This is a genomic window from Paenibacillus sp. FSL W7-1332 (assembly GCF_037969785.1).
Taxonomy (GTDB): domain Bacteria; phylum Bacillota; class Bacilli; order Paenibacillales; family Paenibacillaceae; genus Paenibacillus_AQ.
In genome coordinates this window covers 4,665,969-4,680,971 of record NZ_CP150209.1, presented here as the reverse complement: position 1 = coordinate 4,680,971, position 15,003 = coordinate 4,665,969, and the positions used below count along the sequence as shown (strand labels likewise).

Genomic DNA, 15,003 nt, shown 5'->3' with positions numbered 1-15,003 from the left:
TTAGGAGGGTTTAACGCGATGAATCGCAGACAGGAACTAAATCAAATGTATAAGGAAATCAAGATCGAAGCAGGCGTGTATCAAATTCGGAACACAAAGAACGGCAAAGTGTTTGTGGCCGGAACGAATAACTTGAAGACCATGAACGGCAAACGATTCGAGCTGCAGATGGGAACGAGCTACAATAAGACGCTTCAGCGGGAATGGAATGAGTATGGCGAGGATGCTTTTGTCTTCGAGATTCTGGAAACCATAGAACCGAAGGAGGATCCGTTCTTTGATCTGAAGGGCGCGGTCAGCAAACGGGAGGCATATTGGATTGAACAGCTGGAACCTTTTGGAGAAAAGGGGTATAACGCAGAGCGAAAATAAGGCTTTTCTGTGGCGAACCAATGTGCAGCCAAGAAATCACATTCCTTTCGTTTGCAATACGCTGTAAGGGTAAGATATGATGAATTTAGCGGCTTTAATCGCTTCCTTTCCTACTTCTTACTACACGAAAGCGAGACGTGAATACGATAATGAGATCCATAGCATGGGTAACCGACAGCACGAGTACGATCGATCCTGACTTCGCCAAGGAAAATCATATTTATATTGTACCTTTGAGGTTGATACTTGGACAGGAGGAGTACAGGGAAGGAATTGATATTTCGGCTGAAGTCTTTTATGAAAGAATGAAAGATGAACCGAAAGTAAGCAGTTCACAGCCTCCAATCGGTGAATTCATCGAATTATATGAATCCTTGAAAGAGAAGTATGATGATATCATCGCCATTCACTGTTCATCCGAGCTTAGCGGAACCTTGAATTCATCTATGCAGGCGGCAGAGATTGCCGAGGTACCCGTGGTTGGCATCGATTCCCAAGCGGGAGCGTTCCCGGTACGCGAAATGATCATGTCCGGGATTCACTGGCATAGCCAGGGGGATACCGTGCAGGTGATTAAAGAGAAAATTCAGTCCATGGTGCAAAACATGTCATTCTACCTTATTCCGGCAAGCCTGCACCGGCTTCATAGCAGCGGCCGGGTATCCGGCACCCAGCTTCTTCTCAGCAACCTGCTCCGCATTCATCTGCTGCTCCGTTTTGATGAAGGCAAGGTCATTGTGGAAGAGAAGATCCGGACGTTCAAGAAGGCCAAGTCACGAATGCTGGAGCTTATGAAAATGGATTTGCAGAAAATTAAAAAGGTCTGCATCATGCACGCAAACAACGTAGAAGAGGCCGAGGAGATCCAGAAGGAAATCAGCGGAGCCCATCCGGCGTTGAAAACCGAAATTATGACCTTTATTCCCGTTGCGGGCATCCATGCCGGCGAAGGCACCATTGCCATGTCGTGGATTAAATATCATCCTGCATATTCCTAGTTATAGTACAGATCCTGCCTGCAGATACTATCTGCAGGCTTTTGCTTGTGATTCGATTCTATATGACCTTTGATGGTTGTATATGTAGTAGGAGATGATTCCAAGGAAAGGAATGACGTGAACATGAAGGTGATTATCACGCAAGCTGAAGCGATGCAAAAGAATATATGGGATGATATTATGCTGATGTTCGGAAGAACGGATGAGGATGAAGTGTGGGACACAGAGCAGTTTATATTAACAGAGGAGCAGGCCCGTAAGCTCGGCCTGCTTAAATAGGCGAAGAAGGGTCGCTGTTGACGCGGCTCTTTTCTACTTCTAGCGGGCAGCTTCAACTGGTTTGGACTGTATGGAAATCATGTTATGATGGAAGGACTCTGTGGAACAGAGGACGAATATAGTAGTGTGAATTTGAAGGAAGGTGACAATGTTGAGGCGTAAGACAAAATGGATGTGCTTAACAATGCTGGTTGTCATCTTGCTATTGGCTGCGGCAGGTTGTCGGGGCGGAGCCGAACCGGGCAACCCCGGGAACAACGGACAAGGAGCTTCGCCGTCGGAGGAAATACAGGAGCCGCAGACCCCGTCTCAAGCTGATGAAGACGGGACCCCGGGTCCATCTGGCAGCTCGGACAACAATGGCGAGGAAGGGAATCTGCCCGAGAACGGGACTGAGGATGCGGTAACGGAGCTTCTGAATAGCATGACCGTCAAGGAGAAGATCGGTCAGCTGGTGCTGGTTGGAATCGAAGGGACTACGATGGATGATACGACGCGCAGATTGCTGGAGGATTACCATGTAGGCGGTATTATCCTTTTTAAGGATAATATCGAGAACGCCAGGCAGTCGGCAGACCTGCTGAATGAGCTGAAAAAAGCAAATGCTGCGAATCCGGTACCGCTCTGGCTGAGCATTGATGAGGAGGGCGGACGGGTTACCCGTTTTCCTGATGAATACGTGAAGCTGCCGTCAAGCGGTAAAATTGGGAGGAGCGATGATCTTACGCTGACCAAGCAAGTTGGTGGACTTATCGCGCAGAAGGTGTCGGGAGTCGGAATCAATATGGTTTTTGCCCCGGTGCTGGACATTGATAGCAACCCGAACAATCCGGTCATCGGCGATCGATCCTTTGGCACAACGGCAGAAACCGTAAGCACGCAGGGAATCGCCTCGATGAAGGGGATACAGGAGAATGGTGTCGTACCTGTAGTGAAGCATTTCCCTGGGCATGGCGATACTTCGGTCGATTCCCATCTCGGGCTGCCCGTTGTTGACCATGATCTGAAGCGTCTGCATGAATTGGAGCTGGTACCGTTTCAACAAGCGATTGATGAAGGAGCCGATGTGGTCATGGTTGCGCATCTACTGATGAAGAGCATCGATCCGGATACGCCATCCTCCTATTCGAAACCCGTTATCAACGATTTGTTAAGGGAAGAAATGGGGTTTAAGGGTGTCGTTATAACGGATGATATGACCATGGGGGCGATTTCCGGCAGCACAGACGTAGGAGAGGCTTCCGTGAAGTCCGTCGTCGCAGGGAGCAACATGATTCTGATCGGACATGAATATGCATTGGAAGAAGCCGTCATTCAGGCATTAACCGAGGCTGCCCATAGCGGCGTGATCCCGGAGGAGATGCTGAACGACCGGGTGAGGGCAACGCTTGAACTAAAGCACAAATATCAGCTGAGCGATGAGCCCGTGAAGGCTCCCGATGTGAAATCGTTGAATCAAGAAACGAAAGCGGTACTAGATCAGCTTAAGTAAACGTAGCATATGTAGTGTAAGAAGATGAAGCATATAAAAACCCGATCTCAGCCTGAGATCGGGTGAACAGAACTAGAATATATTAGAAGTTGATATAGTGTGAAAAATATGCTAGAATGAAGGATAAATAACTATTGGTTTAATGTCATAATAACCTAATGCTAGATTAGCATGAAAATATGGGATTGTCAACAGGGGGGCATAGAATGGAGAACCGTCAAAGTGCGGATTTTGCATTGGAACGAGAGGTTACGGAAACAGAGAAAGCGGCTAATTCTCCGACAGAGGATTTTTCGGTTCATGACGATCTCTCACTTCCACCAGGCATCAAGATTAGCGATCCGGTTCGCATGTACCTGAAAGAAATCGGTCGTGTTCCCCTCCTTACAGCCGATGAAGAAGTGGAACTGTCCAAACGAATAGAGGAGGGAGATGAAGAAGCGAAACGCCGTTTGGCTGAAGCGAATCTTCGTCTCGTTGTAAGTATAGCAAGACGCTATGCTGGCCGGGGAATGCAGTTCCTGGATCTGATACAGGAAGGCAACATGGGCCTGATCAAAGCGGTGGAGAAGTTCGACTACTCCAAGGGCTTTAAGTTTAGTACGTATGCCACTTGGTGGATTCGCCAGGCGATTACCCGCTCGATTGCTGACCAAGCAAGAACTATCCGGATTCCGGTGCATATGGTAGAGACGATTAATAAGCTCGTACGTGTCTCCAGGCAGCTCCTTCAGGAGCTGGGACGCGAACCGACACCGGAAGAAATCGGTAAAGAGATGGATATCTCGCCGGAAAAAGTACGTGAGATCCAGAAGGTATCCCAAGAACCTGTGTCTCTGGAAACACCGGTCGGGGAGGAAAGCGACTCCAACCTGGGCGATTTCATTGAGGATCAGGACGCATTGGCGCCGGCAGATGCCGCAGCGTTTGAGCTGCTGAAGGAACAGCTGGAGGAAGTGCTGGATACGCTCACCGAGCGTGAAGAGAATGTGCTCCGACTGCGCTTTGGACTTGAGGATGGACGGACCCGCACCCTGGAGGAAGTAGGCCAGGTATTCGGCGTTACGCGTGAACGCATTCGGCAGATCGAGGCGAAGGCGCTTCGTAAATTGCGTCATCCGAGCCGCAGCAAACGACTCAAGGATTTCCTTGAATAAATCCTGGGGGACAAATAAAGAGATGATGAATGAATCCTTGGTTACGGTCTACGGGCTGTAATCCAGGGGTTTTTTGCTATTTCGCCAGGATTCCACTCCAGATTGACACCACCTAAGCAGTTGGATCATAATGATGTAACATCCCCACATTTAGTAAGGAATGTGCCTAATGTGAAGAATAGGGAGTGACATGTCTACGATGACTTTACATACATCTGCTATCGACCGATTGTGCAAGCGCAATGTGGAGCTGTCTGCTTTTTCGACGTATGGGATCGGCGGTTCAGCCAATTATCTGGCCATGCCTGAAACGGCAAATGACCTGGCGGATCTCCTGCAGGACTGCAGGAAACGCGGGATACCATGGTACATCTTTGGAATGGGCTCGAACATTCTGTTTCCGGATGAACCGAAACATGACCTGGTGTTTATATCGCTCAAAAACCTGGTGGAGCTGCGGGTGTCGGGCGATAAATGGTACGTTTCATCCGGCGCGCCGATGTCGTTATTGTCCTTGATGGGGTTAATGGGTGGGACGGATTTGCTTGATTTTACTTTTTTGCTGCCTGGCTGCGTAGGGGCCGGCATCTATATGAACGCTAAATATAATGCTCGTCAAATCTGCGATATTCTGGACACGGTCTATTATATCGATACGACGGATCCGAGCTTAAAGGTACGGTCCATTCCCGTAGCGGACTGTTTATTTGCATACAAGCAATCCATCTTCCAGCAGCATCCGTGGATCATAGTAGGGGCCGATCTTAATATTCCGGTCAGCTCGGAGGAACAGATCAGCATGACATCTGAAGTTCTCACAGAGTGGAAGACTCGCGGCAGCCATCCATCCTCATTGCCATCGTTTTTCTCATTCTTTCTGGGTGAAGTGCACGCGCTGGCAGGAAAGGGAATAGAGACGCCGCAGTCGATGCTTGACATCATCAAGTACCGGACGAGTAAACGCCATTTCGACTACCCGTCCTGCGGTTCCGTATTCAAAAATAATTATGATTATGGAGTAGCCGTCGGCTCGCTCGTGGATCAGCTGAATATGAAGGGAACCGAATATGGCGGCGCGATCATCTCTCCGCATCACGGCAACATGATTCTGAACCAGAAGCATGCGAAGGCAACCGATATCCTCTACTTGATGAATCTGATCTCGGAATCGATTAACAACCATTTTGGATTCGTTCCGGAGCCGGAAATTGTATTGGTATAAACACGGTCTGAAAATAATCTCTGTAAAGGAATTGGAATAAGTAGAATTTAACGATATAATCAGATAGGTGATCATCTGTTTATTGATATAAACGATGAAATTTATGTTGCGAGAGGGGCATTATATATGGCAAAAACATTAATTTTTGGACACAAAAATCCGGATACGGACACAATCTGCTCTGCTATTGCTTATGCTGATTTGAAGAACCAGCTCGGCCTTTCTGCCGAGCCCGTGCGTCTTGGAGACGTTAACGGTGAAACGCAATATGCGCTCGATTACTTTAAGGTCGAAGCTCCTCGTTTCGTTGAGACGGTTGCAAACGAAGCCCAAGACGTTATCCTCGTGGACCATAACGAGCGTCAGCAAAGCGCAAGCGACATTGATCAGGTTCGCGTGATTGAGGTTATCGATCATCACCGCATCGCGAATTTTGAGACAAGCCACCCATTATACTACCGTGCGGAGCCTGTCGGCTGCACAGCTACCATTCTGAACAAGATCTACAAGGAAAAAGGTATAGCCGTTCGCAAAGAAATTGCTGGCCTGATGCTGTCCGCCATCATCTCGGACTCCCTGTTGTTCAAATCCCCAACCTGCACAGACGAAGATATCGCAGCAGCTCGCGAGCTGGCTGAGATCGCTGGCGTGGATGCAGACAGCTATGGGTTGGAGATGCTCAAGGCAGGCGCCGATCTGAGCGACAAAACCATCGCGCAATTGATCTCCCTGGACGCCAAGGAATTCCAAATGGGCGGAGCCAAAGTGGAAATCGCACAGGTTAACGCGGTGGATACCAATGATGTATTGTCCCGTCAAGCCGAACTCGAAGATGCGATTCAAGCGATTATTGCCGACAAAAACCTGGATCTGTTCGTCTTCGTAGTGACAGATATTCTGAACAACGATTCGATCGCTCTTGCACTCGGTAAAGAGTCCAAGGCCGTTGAGAAAGCCTACAATGTGTCCCTGTCGGAGAACAAGGCTCTTCTTAAAGGCGTGGTTTCCCGCAAATCGCAGATTGTTCCTGTCCTGACCGAAGCATTCAATCAATAATATTTGTGTGAACCTAAACAAGCCTGACCATCGACTGAGGAATCAGCGGGGAAGGCTTGTTTTTTTATTTGGGATGTTTCCCGGTTCGACATAGCGGACGATCCTTCATCGTCCCGTATTTAAGCGCTTCCGAAGATTGAAATATTGTAATGAATTTACATCAAATTGACATCCATTTTACCAAGTGGGTCCTTATAATAAAGTTATGAATGATAAAATACATATACGTTTCAAATATCCAGGAATTGGGTTACTAATATTTAATGCGTGATAAGTCGGGTAGGGTTCACGAGTTGAATCCATTTAATAGAAGATGAAGAGGGAGCGATGAGAAGATGAAGAAGTCGGCTTGGAAATTGGGAGCAATGATGCTGCTGGTACTGATCATGATGACAACCGTTGGTGTAGCCTCAGGCAACAATTATGAGCCGGTTCCGAAAGCTTCGAATCAGGAAGCTGTCTATATTAACGGGCTTGAGATTAGAGACGGCAAGGTCTATCTGCAAGTAGATCCGATTGAATGGTACGAGGGCGAGGAAGCGAATCAGGTATTCCGCGAACGGGAGCAGGACCCTGAGATGACGGAAGCACCGGATGGTTATTATATCGTAAATGATACGGAAGAACAGATTGAACTTCCTGTGGCTGATGATGCCGAAGTGCTGCTTCAGTTGTACGATCATACCGGACGGTATGAGGATGCTCAGATTTCCTGGAACCAGATGGTGAGCCTGGACAAATTCACGAATATCTACGAAAAGGATGATATCGTAGACATGAAATGGTTTCCATTTCATATCACCGTCGAAGATGGCGTCGTAGTGAAGATGATCCAGCAATATGTGCCTTAAATGGATGTTAAATAGAATAAACGGACGATAAAGAGCCGCTTCATGGGTTATTCCTAACCGATGGAGCGGCTCTTGTGTTAAGAGATAAGAAAGTATAAACATCCGAGGCTTAGCATCCTTATCTCGCAACAAAAACTTCCGCTAAATGCGGTCTGTCTATTTGGGAAAGTACGTCGATAGACGTTTTTCTTATTCAATGACAAAAGGTTATGCGTTAAGCGGGTACATTACCGGCTATGTTTCATCGGTTTGAGTTTACCATTCACCACATCGCTCACGAACGGAGCAATTCTGGATTTGCGCTCCTCGTATTCTTCCTTCGTCAGTTTGCCTTCGGTCAACTTCTGATCCAGGCGCTTCGTGAGTGCCTGGACTTGTTGATCAATGACGGACTGGACGGGCACGTCTTGCTCCTTCGCGATCTGTGCCAGCGATTTTCCAGATTGGAGCGACTGTTTGAGTGCTTCCGGCGTCGTCTTCAGAAGTTTGGCCAGCTCGTCGCTATCCGAGATCAACCGGCCATGGCGCTGATGCATCCGCTGCTTCTGCCACCCGCCTTTGGCGTCAAGCAGCTTGTCCGCGGCAGCGGAGTAATCGATGGATTTGCCCAACTGCTTCGGATGCGAGGAGATTTTATCCTTCAACAGCTCAACGATCTTGGCTTTTACGGCCTCTCTGGATACACCTTGTTCCTTGGCTATTTCCGCGAGTGTCGAGGTTTTGAGTTTATCTCGAAGAACTTGCGGTTCCAGCTTCAGAAATTCGGAGATGGCCTTGAACATATGACCGGGTTTATGTTGCCCGCGTTCGTCTTGGGAAGAAGGAACAGCCGGTGATTCTGTTTGCTGTCCGACCGGTTCCGCCGAGACCGAGACGGGAAGATAAGCGAGGCCCATGACTACAGCGATGGCGACAAGCACCAGCCGCTTCATTGACTTCAAGTGGGTTGTCATTGTTGTTTACCGCCTTTCTTGATGTTGGTCTTACAGTCCATCATTCTTTCCCGCTAAACTGAATTCATCCTTAAAATAACCTTAAAATAGGATGAAAATACATAAATTTCATATCAGGCGGTGAAAATTGACCATTCTATGAAACTATCGACTCTTCTCTGCTAATATGGTATCATGGAGTCTTGATAACGTACTAAAGCGAAAAAGCAGTCTTTGCATCTGATGCGAATTCCTATGCATCCAGAATATAGCTGCGTTTAATGTCTACGAGGGGGATTTTTTGGTGAAAAAGATAGCATCAGTATTAGCAGGCTTCATGCTGTTATTAACCGTAGTCGGCTGTTCAAGCTCCGCAAGCGGCGGCAATGAGCTGGTTGTCGGGATCGACGACAAGTTTGCGCCCATGGGCTTTCGCGACGAGAGCAATGAAATTGTCGGCTTTGATATCGATTATGCCCGTGCAGCCGCTGAGAAGATGGGCAAGGAAGTCAAGTTCCAGCCGATTGACTGGAAATCGAAGGAGTCCGAACTTAGCAGCGGCCGCATTGACTTGATATGGAACGGCTATACCATCACCGATGAGCGCAAGGAGAAAGTGTTGTTCACCAAGCCTTATCTGGAGAACAGTCAGGTCGTCGCCGTGCTGGCTGATTCGGATATAACTTCGATCAGCGATTTGGCAGGCAAAGAGATCGGTTTGCAGTCGCTGTCCTCGGCAGCTGACGCGTTAAGCGCCAACGAGATTCACACGCAAGTGAAGAAGATCAACGAATTCCCTGACAATATGCTGGCTCTGAGCGATTTGAAGAATGGACGCGTAGAGGCTGTGGTCATAGACGAAGTGGTGATGAAATACTTCATGTCCAAGGAAGAGGGAATATACAAGATTCTCGAGGAATCTCTGGCACCGGAGCAGTACGGGATCGGGGTTAAAAAGGGCAACGAGGAGCTGCTTCAAAGCCTGCAAAAAGCACTGGACGAAATGAATGCCGATGGTACGGCAGCCAAGATTTCCGAGAAATGGTTTGGCGAAAACAAAGTGTTGAAGTAAGACGTTCCACAAGGATGGTTATTCATCCTTCCATAGGTATTCCAAAAAACCGGACTTTGACCAAAGGCTCCGGTTTTGTGTTCCTTCCATGGGTCTACGATATTTTTGAAGAACTTCAAGCATCTCAAGAAGTTTTTCCATTAGGAGTTAAGCGTATATGAGTATGGATTACATTGTTCAAATCGGCAAACCGATGCTGGAGGGCGCACAGACAACGATACTGTTGTTTTTAATTGCTATCCTGGTTTCCATCCCGCTCGGGTTTGTGTTCACGTTAATGGTTCGAAGCGCAATCAAGCCGCTGGCTTGGTTGGCCAATGCCTATATTTATGTGTTTCGTGGTACCCCGCTGCTGCTGCAGCTGTTGTTCTTTTGTTTTGGGCTGCCAGTGCTGCCCGTGATCGGAGAGTATCTCGTTCTGGACCGTTTTGTAGCCGCATGTTTGGCATTTGTGCTAAACTATGCCGCTTATTTTGCGGAGATCTTTCGGGGAGGCCTCTTGGCGATTGACAAGGGTCAATATGAAGCGTCCAAGGTGCTGGGCCTGAACCGCTGGCAAACGACCACGAAAGTGATTCTGCCCCAAATGTTTCGCGTAGCCCTGCCGGCGGTATCCAATGAATCCATTACACTGGTAAAAGATACGGCGCTTCTGTATGCCGTAGCGGTTCCGGAGTTACTGCACTTCGCCTATACGGCGGTCAATCGCGATGTTACGATTATGCCGTTTTTCATTGCAGGCGTCATATACCTGCTAATGACGCTCGTGTTAACCGTGTTGTTTAAGTTTCTGGAACGCCGATTTAAATATGAATAGAAGGACTGTCGTGTAATGGCAATTATCGAAGTAACCCATGTAAAAAAATCCTTCGGCCAGCTGGACGTGCTGAAGGACGTCAGCTTTGAGATTCAGAAGAATGAAGTGATTGCCGTCATCGGACCTTCCGGATCGGGGAAGAGCACCATGCTCCGGAGCCTGGTGCATCTGGAGGAGATTAATGGCGGATCGATCAAGCTGCAGGATCAATATCTCGTGAAGGATGGCGTATATGCCAGCCCGCCGGGGATCAAAGCGATCACATCCCGGATGGGCATGGTATTCCAGCATTTCAACCTGTTTCCTCATCTCACGGTACAGGAGAATCTGGGACTGGCACCTAAACATGTGAAGAAACAATCAAAGGAAGAAGTCAGGTTAAACAGCGCCGCTCTGCTGAAGAAGGTCGGTTTATCTGATAAAGCAGACGTATACCCCGGGAATCTGTCGGGCGGACAGAAACAGCGTGTGGCCATTGCGAGAGCACTGATGATGAATCCGGACATCATGCTGTTTGACGAACCGACATCGGCGCTGGACCCCGAGCTGACCGGTGAGGTGCTGGCGGTTATCAAGCAGCTGGCCGAGGAGCATATGACGATGGTGATCGTCACGCATGAGATGAGTTTTGCCAAAGAAGTGGCGGACCGAATGATCTTCATGGATAACGGACAGGTCGTCGAATCGGGCACGCCGGATCAAATATTTAATCAACCGAAGGCAGAGCGGACCCGGGAATTTTTAATCCGGGCGACGCGTTGAAGAGAGACTGGCTCAGAGCCCGATCGGAAGATCGGCTTGGGCCGGTCTTTTTTTAGTGAAAAATAAGGCTATTTCGTGAAAGCGTTTAAATTACGGGTTGACGGAATCCGGTTTGGTCGATATCATTGTTTTAAAGATTGTTAAACTGTTTCATATAAACATCTATAAAACAACGGTGAGGAGCGGAATAAGTCATGAGTCATGTTATTACCATTCATTCGGATTTATCCAAAGGCAAGATCAACCGCAATATTTATGGTCATTTTTCCGAACATCTGGGTCGCTGCATTTATGAGGGCATATGGGTGGGTGAGGATTCACCGATTCCGAATACGGAGGGGATCCGCAATGATGTACTGGAGGCGCTGAAACAGCTTAACATACCGGTGCTGCGCTGGCCAGGCGGTTGTTTTGCCGACGAGTACCACTGGAAGGACGGCGTCGGTCCACGAGAGAATCGGAAGCAAATGGTCAATACGCACTGGGGCGGCGTTGTGGAGAACAACCATTTTGGCACCCACGAATTCCTCCGTCTTTGCGAGCTTCTGGGTTGTGAACCATACATATCGGGCAATGTCGGCAGCGGCACCGTGCAGGAAATGTCGGAATGGGTTGAATACATGACCTTTGATGGCGTGTCGCCGATGGCCGCATGGCGCCAGGAGAATGGCCGCGAGAAGCCATGGAATGTTAAATATTTTGGCGTCGGGAACGAGAACTGGGGCTGCGGCGGCAATATGCGGCCGGAGTATTATGCGGATCTGTACAGACGCTATCAGACTTATGTTCGCAACTATGGCGATAACAAGATCTACAAGATTGCCTGCGGCCCGAACGTGGATGATTACCGCTGGATGGAAACCGTGATGAGAGAAGCGCATCCGTTCATGGATGCCATCAGTCTTCACTATTACACGATTCCTGGCGAATTCTGGACAGGCAAAGGCGCTGCTACCGGATTCAGCGAACAGGAATGGTTCACCACGATGAAGAAGGCGCTTCATATGGATGAATTGATTACGAGACATTCGGCAATCATGGACCAGTATGATCCTAACAAGCGGATCGGCCTCATTGTAGACGAGTGGGGAACCTGGTTTGACGTAGAGCCTGGCACCAATCCGGGCTTCCTGTATCAGCAGAATACGATCCGTGATGCTCTGGTGGCGGGTTTAACGCTGAATATCTTCCACGAGCATAATGATCGGGTGGTCATGGCGAACATTGCGCAGATTGTCAATGTGCTGCAGTCCGTCATTTTAACCGAAGGCGAGAAGATGATTCTTACTCCGACTTATCATGTGTTTGATATGTATAAAGTGCATCAGGATGCAGAGCGTTTGGCTACCAACTACAGCGGCGCTGATTATGAGATGGACGGCGAGAAGATTCCGCAAGTATCCGTAACGGCCTCGAAGGATCAAGCCGGCAAAATCCATGTGAGTCTGTGTAATGTGAGTCATGCGGAGCAAAGTGACGTGACGATTCAGCTTCGGGGATTAAGCGGAGCGGTGTCCAAGATCGTAGGCCAGCAGCTAGCCTCCGATTCGCTGGACGCTCACAACACCTTTGAATCGCCGGAGACTCTGAAGCCGGCTGCATTCCATGCTTTTGAACAGGAAGGCGACGTTCTGCGTGCCAAGCTGGCACCGATGTCCGTTACCGTTCTCGAGATCACGGCAGGATAAACGAAGAGGATGGCGGATAATCGGTGTAAAGGTTGTCATGACGATTACCGGGTTAACGAGGAACAAATTACGCGCGTCCTATCATCTCCAATGTTTACGTCTGACCGTTGCGTGCCGGATGGTGAGTATGATGCCCGTCTGCGTGCGTGCTTCTCTTGTCCAAAGCTGCAAGGGAACACGACATGCACGCTGTGCGGCTGCATCGTACAGATCACCGCAAAGCTTAAAGACAAGCGATGTCCTTATCCGGGGCAGGACCGTTGGTCGGTTGCCCATAGCGCTTCATAGCCGAGTTATAGTAAGTCTGCTCTCATGGATGGATCATGGGAGCAGGCTTTTTTTAGTATGGGGGAACTTCCGTTATCTTTACAGAAACTTTCAACCTATGTTATGACTATTAGAAAAAAGATCAGCAGAACAGGGTGTGGACATGAAACGAGGAGGCTTTCTATACTACTGGACCGCGCATTCAAGCATTTCGCTTGCAGGCGTTGTCTACATCATGGTATTGACTACCTTTATGTATCAAGAATCCGGATCGGCCTTTATTGCCGCGTTATTCCCGCTGTTTAACGCAGTCGCACGGTTAGTCGCCGGCCTTACGGCTCCGCTTGTGATGGAGAAATTCGGCTTCTCCAAGCTTCTGGTGAGGCTTCAAGTCATGAAAGCCCTGTTGTTAACCGCATTGGTTATCGCATTTCCCTACATATCATCTCAGGTTTCCGTGCTGTGTATGTTTATCTTGTTCATTGCTTTTACCGAAGGATGGGGAAACCCGCTCATTCAGTCCATGGTTCCGAGAGTAGTTGCACCTGACCGGCTGGTTAAGGCTAACAGCTCTCTGTCCGTGACTAGTCAATCCTTGCAGATTGCAGGATATACCTTCACGGGCTTTCTCGTTGTACGGTTTGGACATATGCCGACGTTAATCATGAGCTGCGTACTCATCTGGGTATCCGTGTTGTGCCTTTGGATCGCAGCACGCTCTATGAAGGAGAAGGAACCGGCTGCGGCGGGAGGAGCGAAAACAGGCTGGGAAGTGATTCGTGAAGGCTGGTTCTACCTGTGGAGAAATCCGACATTAAGAATCGTGACGATGATGGATATGATTGAAGGGATCGCGGGAACCATCTGGGTGGGAGCGATCACGCTGGTGTATGTCAAGGAAGTGCTGCATCAAGGCGAAGCTTGGTGGGGATTCATTAATGCCAGTTATTATATAGGCGCCATTGCGGGTGGGCTGCTGATGCTGCTCCTGTCTTCCTTTATCCAGAAAAATCTGATTCCATGCATGGCCGTAGGATCAGCGGTGTTCAGTTTGCTTACCCTGTGGTATGGCCTAAACAGTATCCCGATCATGGCATTAATCCTATGTATTGCAATGGGACCGGCCTATCAGCTGCGGGATGTGGCGCAGCAAACCGCGCTCCAATCCAGCGTGGATCAAGAGCTGCTGCCGAAAATCTACGCTTCGCGTGATATCTTGCTGTCCACGGTAACGAGTTTATCGATTGCGGTCATGGGTCTGATTGCGGATACACTCGGCATTCGCATGGTGTACATTGCAGGCTCCATCTGTATTGCGATATCCGCAGGGTTATCGTTCGCGCTTCTGAGACTGCAGAGGAAATCGGCTATAGCGGCCGAAAAGGGCGGCAGCAGCTTTTCATAACATGTAAAAAAAGAGCCGTACCACTGGATCAGGATCTTGGGAGACTGATCGTCAGGTGCGGCTCTCTTTCTATGTTCTAAGATATCAGAAAGTATAAACTTCGGAGGATGTGCTGCCTGATATCGCAAGAAAAACTACCATTAAACGCGGTCTGTCTTCTTCGAGAGTACGTCGATGGACGTTTTTCTTACATAAGGTCGTCGCTTAGGCTTTGTTTTTCTTGCCAAACAACGAATCGACCGAGAGCAGGCTGCTGCCGCTAAGGGCAAGATGAACGGCCATGGCCAGCAAGACAATATCCAATTCATAGCCACCCAGGAAGCCCATGCCGAGCTTGGCCTGAAAAATAGCTACGACAAGCACAACGCCAAGAACAAGGGAGGCAATTCTCGTTCCCAAACCGATAATCAATGCAATACCACCCACAATTTCGATAATGGCCACAACGGTCGCCATGAATGCGGGGATTCCCAAACTGGCGAAAAAGCCCTCGATGTTGCCGATGCCGCTCTGGAATTTATCCAAACCGTGAGCCAAAAAGATAACGCCCAGAATAACCCGAATAATGAAAGTACCCATAGAAGAATAGCTACGCATGAATGGTAACAGCTCCTTATTTTTAAGTGGTTATCA

The 15,003-nt window shown here is 48.7% G+C and carries 15 protein-coding genes and 1 pseudogene; 14 read left to right on the top strand and 2 right to left on the bottom strand.

All coding sequences use genetic code 11. The features are described 5' to 3' along the window. The first annotated feature begins 18 nt into the window (after positions 1-18). The 8 genes and pseudogenes from MKX98_RS20940 to MKX98_RS20905 all read left to right on the top strand — a co-directional run bounded on the left by MKX98_RS20940 (position 19) and on the right by MKX98_RS20905 (position 7,427). Positions 19-372: a GIY-YIG nuclease family protein gene (locus MKX98_RS20940; protein WP_220684689.1), complete on the top strand. Its 354-nt coding sequence runs from the start codon at positions 19-21 to the stop codon at positions 370-372. Between the two features lie 149 nt (positions 373-521). Further along, positions 522-1,370, top strand: a complete 849-nt coding sequence (locus MKX98_RS20935) for a DegV family protein (protein WP_220684690.1) — start codon at positions 522-524, stop codon at positions 1,368-1,370. A gap of 72 nt (positions 1,371-1,442) precedes the next feature. Beyond that, positions 1,443-1,649, top strand: coding sequence for a hypothetical protein (locus tag MKX98_RS20930; RefSeq protein WP_220687572.1), 207 nt, complete (start codon positions 1,443-1,445; stop codon positions 1,647-1,649). Between the two features lie 172 nt (positions 1,650-1,821). Further along, complete coding sequence (gene nagZ, locus MKX98_RS20925; protein WP_259445208.1) at positions 1,822-3,141, top strand: beta-N-acetylhexosaminidase; 1,320 nt, start codon at positions 1,822-1,824, stop codon at positions 3,139-3,141. Positions 3,142-3,425: 284 nt separating this feature from the next. Next, positions 3,426-4,298, top strand: a pseudogene (gene rpoD, locus MKX98_RS20920) (RNA polymerase sigma factor RpoD); the annotation flags it as partial. A gap of 199 nt (positions 4,299-4,497) precedes the next feature. Continuing rightward, complete coding sequence (locus tag MKX98_RS20915; RefSeq protein WP_339218181.1) at positions 4,498-5,520, top strand: FAD-binding protein; 1,023 nt, start codon at positions 4,498-4,500, stop codon at positions 5,518-5,520. 126 nt (positions 5,521-5,646) lie between these two features. Further along, on the top strand, positions 5,647-6,576 hold the full coding sequence (locus MKX98_RS20910) for a manganese-dependent inorganic pyrophosphatase (protein ID WP_339218179.1): 930 nt from the start codon (positions 5,647-5,649) through the stop codon (positions 6,574-6,576). Between the two features lie 335 nt (positions 6,577-6,911). Further along, the gene (locus MKX98_RS20905; RefSeq protein WP_113058790.1) at positions 6,912-7,427 is read left to right on the top strand and encodes a hypothetical protein; all 516 of its coding nucleotides are present in this window, start codon (positions 6,912-6,914) and stop codon (positions 7,425-7,427) included. 227 nt (positions 7,428-7,654) lie between these two features. Here the strand turns inward: MKX98_RS20905 and MKX98_RS20900 are convergent, their stop codons facing one another. Beyond that, positions 7,655-8,380 carry a hypothetical protein gene (locus MKX98_RS20900; protein ID WP_194543432.1) on the bottom strand — a complete coding sequence of 242 codons (726 nt, stop codon included), beginning with the start codon at positions 8,378-8,380 and terminating at the stop codon, positions 7,655-7,657. A gap of 283 nt (positions 8,381-8,663) precedes the next feature. On the opposite strand from MKX98_RS20900, the gene MKX98_RS20895 reads away from it, so the two are divergent. The 6 genes from MKX98_RS20895 (at position 8,664) to MKX98_RS20870 (ending at position 14,370) form a co-directional block, all read left to right on the top strand. Beyond that, positions 8,664-9,431, top strand: a complete 768-nt coding sequence (locus tag MKX98_RS20895) for an amino acid ABC transporter substrate-binding protein (RefSeq protein WP_127592358.1) — start codon at positions 8,664-8,666, stop codon at positions 9,429-9,431. Between the two features lie 157 nt (positions 9,432-9,588). Further along, positions 9,589-10,248, top strand: a complete 660-nt coding sequence (locus MKX98_RS20890) for an amino acid ABC transporter permease (protein WP_339218174.1) — start codon at positions 9,589-9,591, stop codon at positions 10,246-10,248. Positions 10,249-10,263: 15 nt separating this feature from the next. Continuing rightward, on the top strand, positions 10,264-11,010 hold the full coding sequence (locus MKX98_RS20885; RefSeq protein ID WP_339218172.1) for an amino acid ABC transporter ATP-binding protein: 747 nt from the start codon (positions 10,264-10,266) through the stop codon (positions 11,008-11,010). 194 nt (positions 11,011-11,204) lie between these two features. Continuing rightward, positions 11,205-12,698 (top strand): alpha-N-arabinofuranosidase, encoded by a 1,494-nt coding sequence (locus MKX98_RS20880; RefSeq protein WP_339218170.1) that lies wholly within the window; start codon positions 11,205-11,207, stop codon positions 12,696-12,698. 9 nt (positions 12,699-12,707) lie between these two features. After that, complete coding sequence (locus tag MKX98_RS20875; RefSeq protein WP_194543429.1) at positions 12,708-12,986, top strand: hypothetical protein; 279 nt, start codon at positions 12,708-12,710, stop codon at positions 12,984-12,986. A 142-nt stretch (positions 12,987-13,128) separates the two neighbouring features. Beyond that, entirely contained in the window at positions 13,129-14,370 is a 1,242-nt protein-coding gene (locus tag MKX98_RS20870; RefSeq protein ID WP_220684694.1) for an MFS transporter, read from the top strand. Positions 14,371-14,574: 204 nt separating this feature from the next. On the opposite strand, the gene MKX98_RS20865 is transcribed toward MKX98_RS20870, so the two are convergent. After that, entirely contained in the window at positions 14,575-14,967 is a 393-nt protein-coding gene (locus MKX98_RS20865; RefSeq protein ID WP_339218167.1) for a DoxX family protein, read from the bottom strand. Between the last annotated feature and the right edge of the window lie 36 nt (positions 14,968-15,003).

What these genes read in the sequence shown, in the direction of transcription:
- MKX98_RS20865 (WP_339218167.1), bottom strand. Translation starts at nt 14,967, where the DNA reads ATGCGTAGCTATTCTTCTATGGGTACTTTCATTATTCGGGTTATTCTG.
- MKX98_RS20880 (WP_339218170.1), top strand. Translation starts at nt 11,205, where the DNA reads ATGAGTCATGTTATTACCATTCATTCGGATTTATCCAAAGGCAAGATC.
- MKX98_RS20940 (WP_220684689.1), top strand. Translation starts at nt 19, where the DNA reads ATGAATCGCAGACAGGAACTAAATCAAATGTATAAGGAAATCAAGATC.
- MKX98_RS20875 (WP_194543429.1), top strand. Translation starts at nt 12,708, where the DNA reads ATGGCGGATAATCGGTGTAAAGGTTGTCATGACGATTACCGGGTTAAC.
- MKX98_RS20935 (WP_220684690.1), top strand. Translation starts at nt 522, where the DNA reads ATGAGATCCATAGCATGGGTAACCGACAGCACGAGTACGATCGATCCT.
- MKX98_RS20890 (WP_339218174.1), top strand. Translation starts at nt 9,589, where the DNA reads ATGAGTATGGATTACATTGTTCAAATCGGCAAACCGATGCTGGAGGGC.
- MKX98_RS20900 (WP_194543432.1), bottom strand. Translation starts at nt 8,380, where the DNA reads ATGACAACCCACTTGAAGTCAATGAAGCGGCTGGTGCTTGTCGCCATC.
- MKX98_RS20870 (WP_220684694.1), top strand. Translation starts at nt 13,129, where the DNA reads ATGAAACGAGGAGGCTTTCTATACTACTGGACCGCGCATTCAAGCATT.
- MKX98_RS20930 (WP_220687572.1), top strand. Translation starts at nt 1,443, where the DNA reads ATGGTTGTATATGTAGTAGGAGATGATTCCAAGGAAAGGAATGACGTG.
- MKX98_RS20910 (WP_339218179.1), top strand. Translation starts at nt 5,647, where the DNA reads ATGGCAAAAACATTAATTTTTGGACACAAAAATCCGGATACGGACACA.
- MKX98_RS20885 (WP_339218172.1), top strand. Translation starts at nt 10,264, where the DNA reads ATGGCAATTATCGAAGTAACCCATGTAAAAAAATCCTTCGGCCAGCTG.
- MKX98_RS20905 (WP_113058790.1), top strand. Translation starts at nt 6,912, where the DNA reads ATGAAGAAGTCGGCTTGGAAATTGGGAGCAATGATGCTGCTGGTACTG.
- MKX98_RS20915 (WP_339218181.1), top strand. Translation starts at nt 4,498, where the DNA reads ATGACTTTACATACATCTGCTATCGACCGATTGTGCAAGCGCAATGTG.
- nagZ (WP_259445208.1), top strand. Translation starts at nt 1,822, where the DNA reads ATGTGCTTAACAATGCTGGTTGTCATCTTGCTATTGGCTGCGGCAGGT.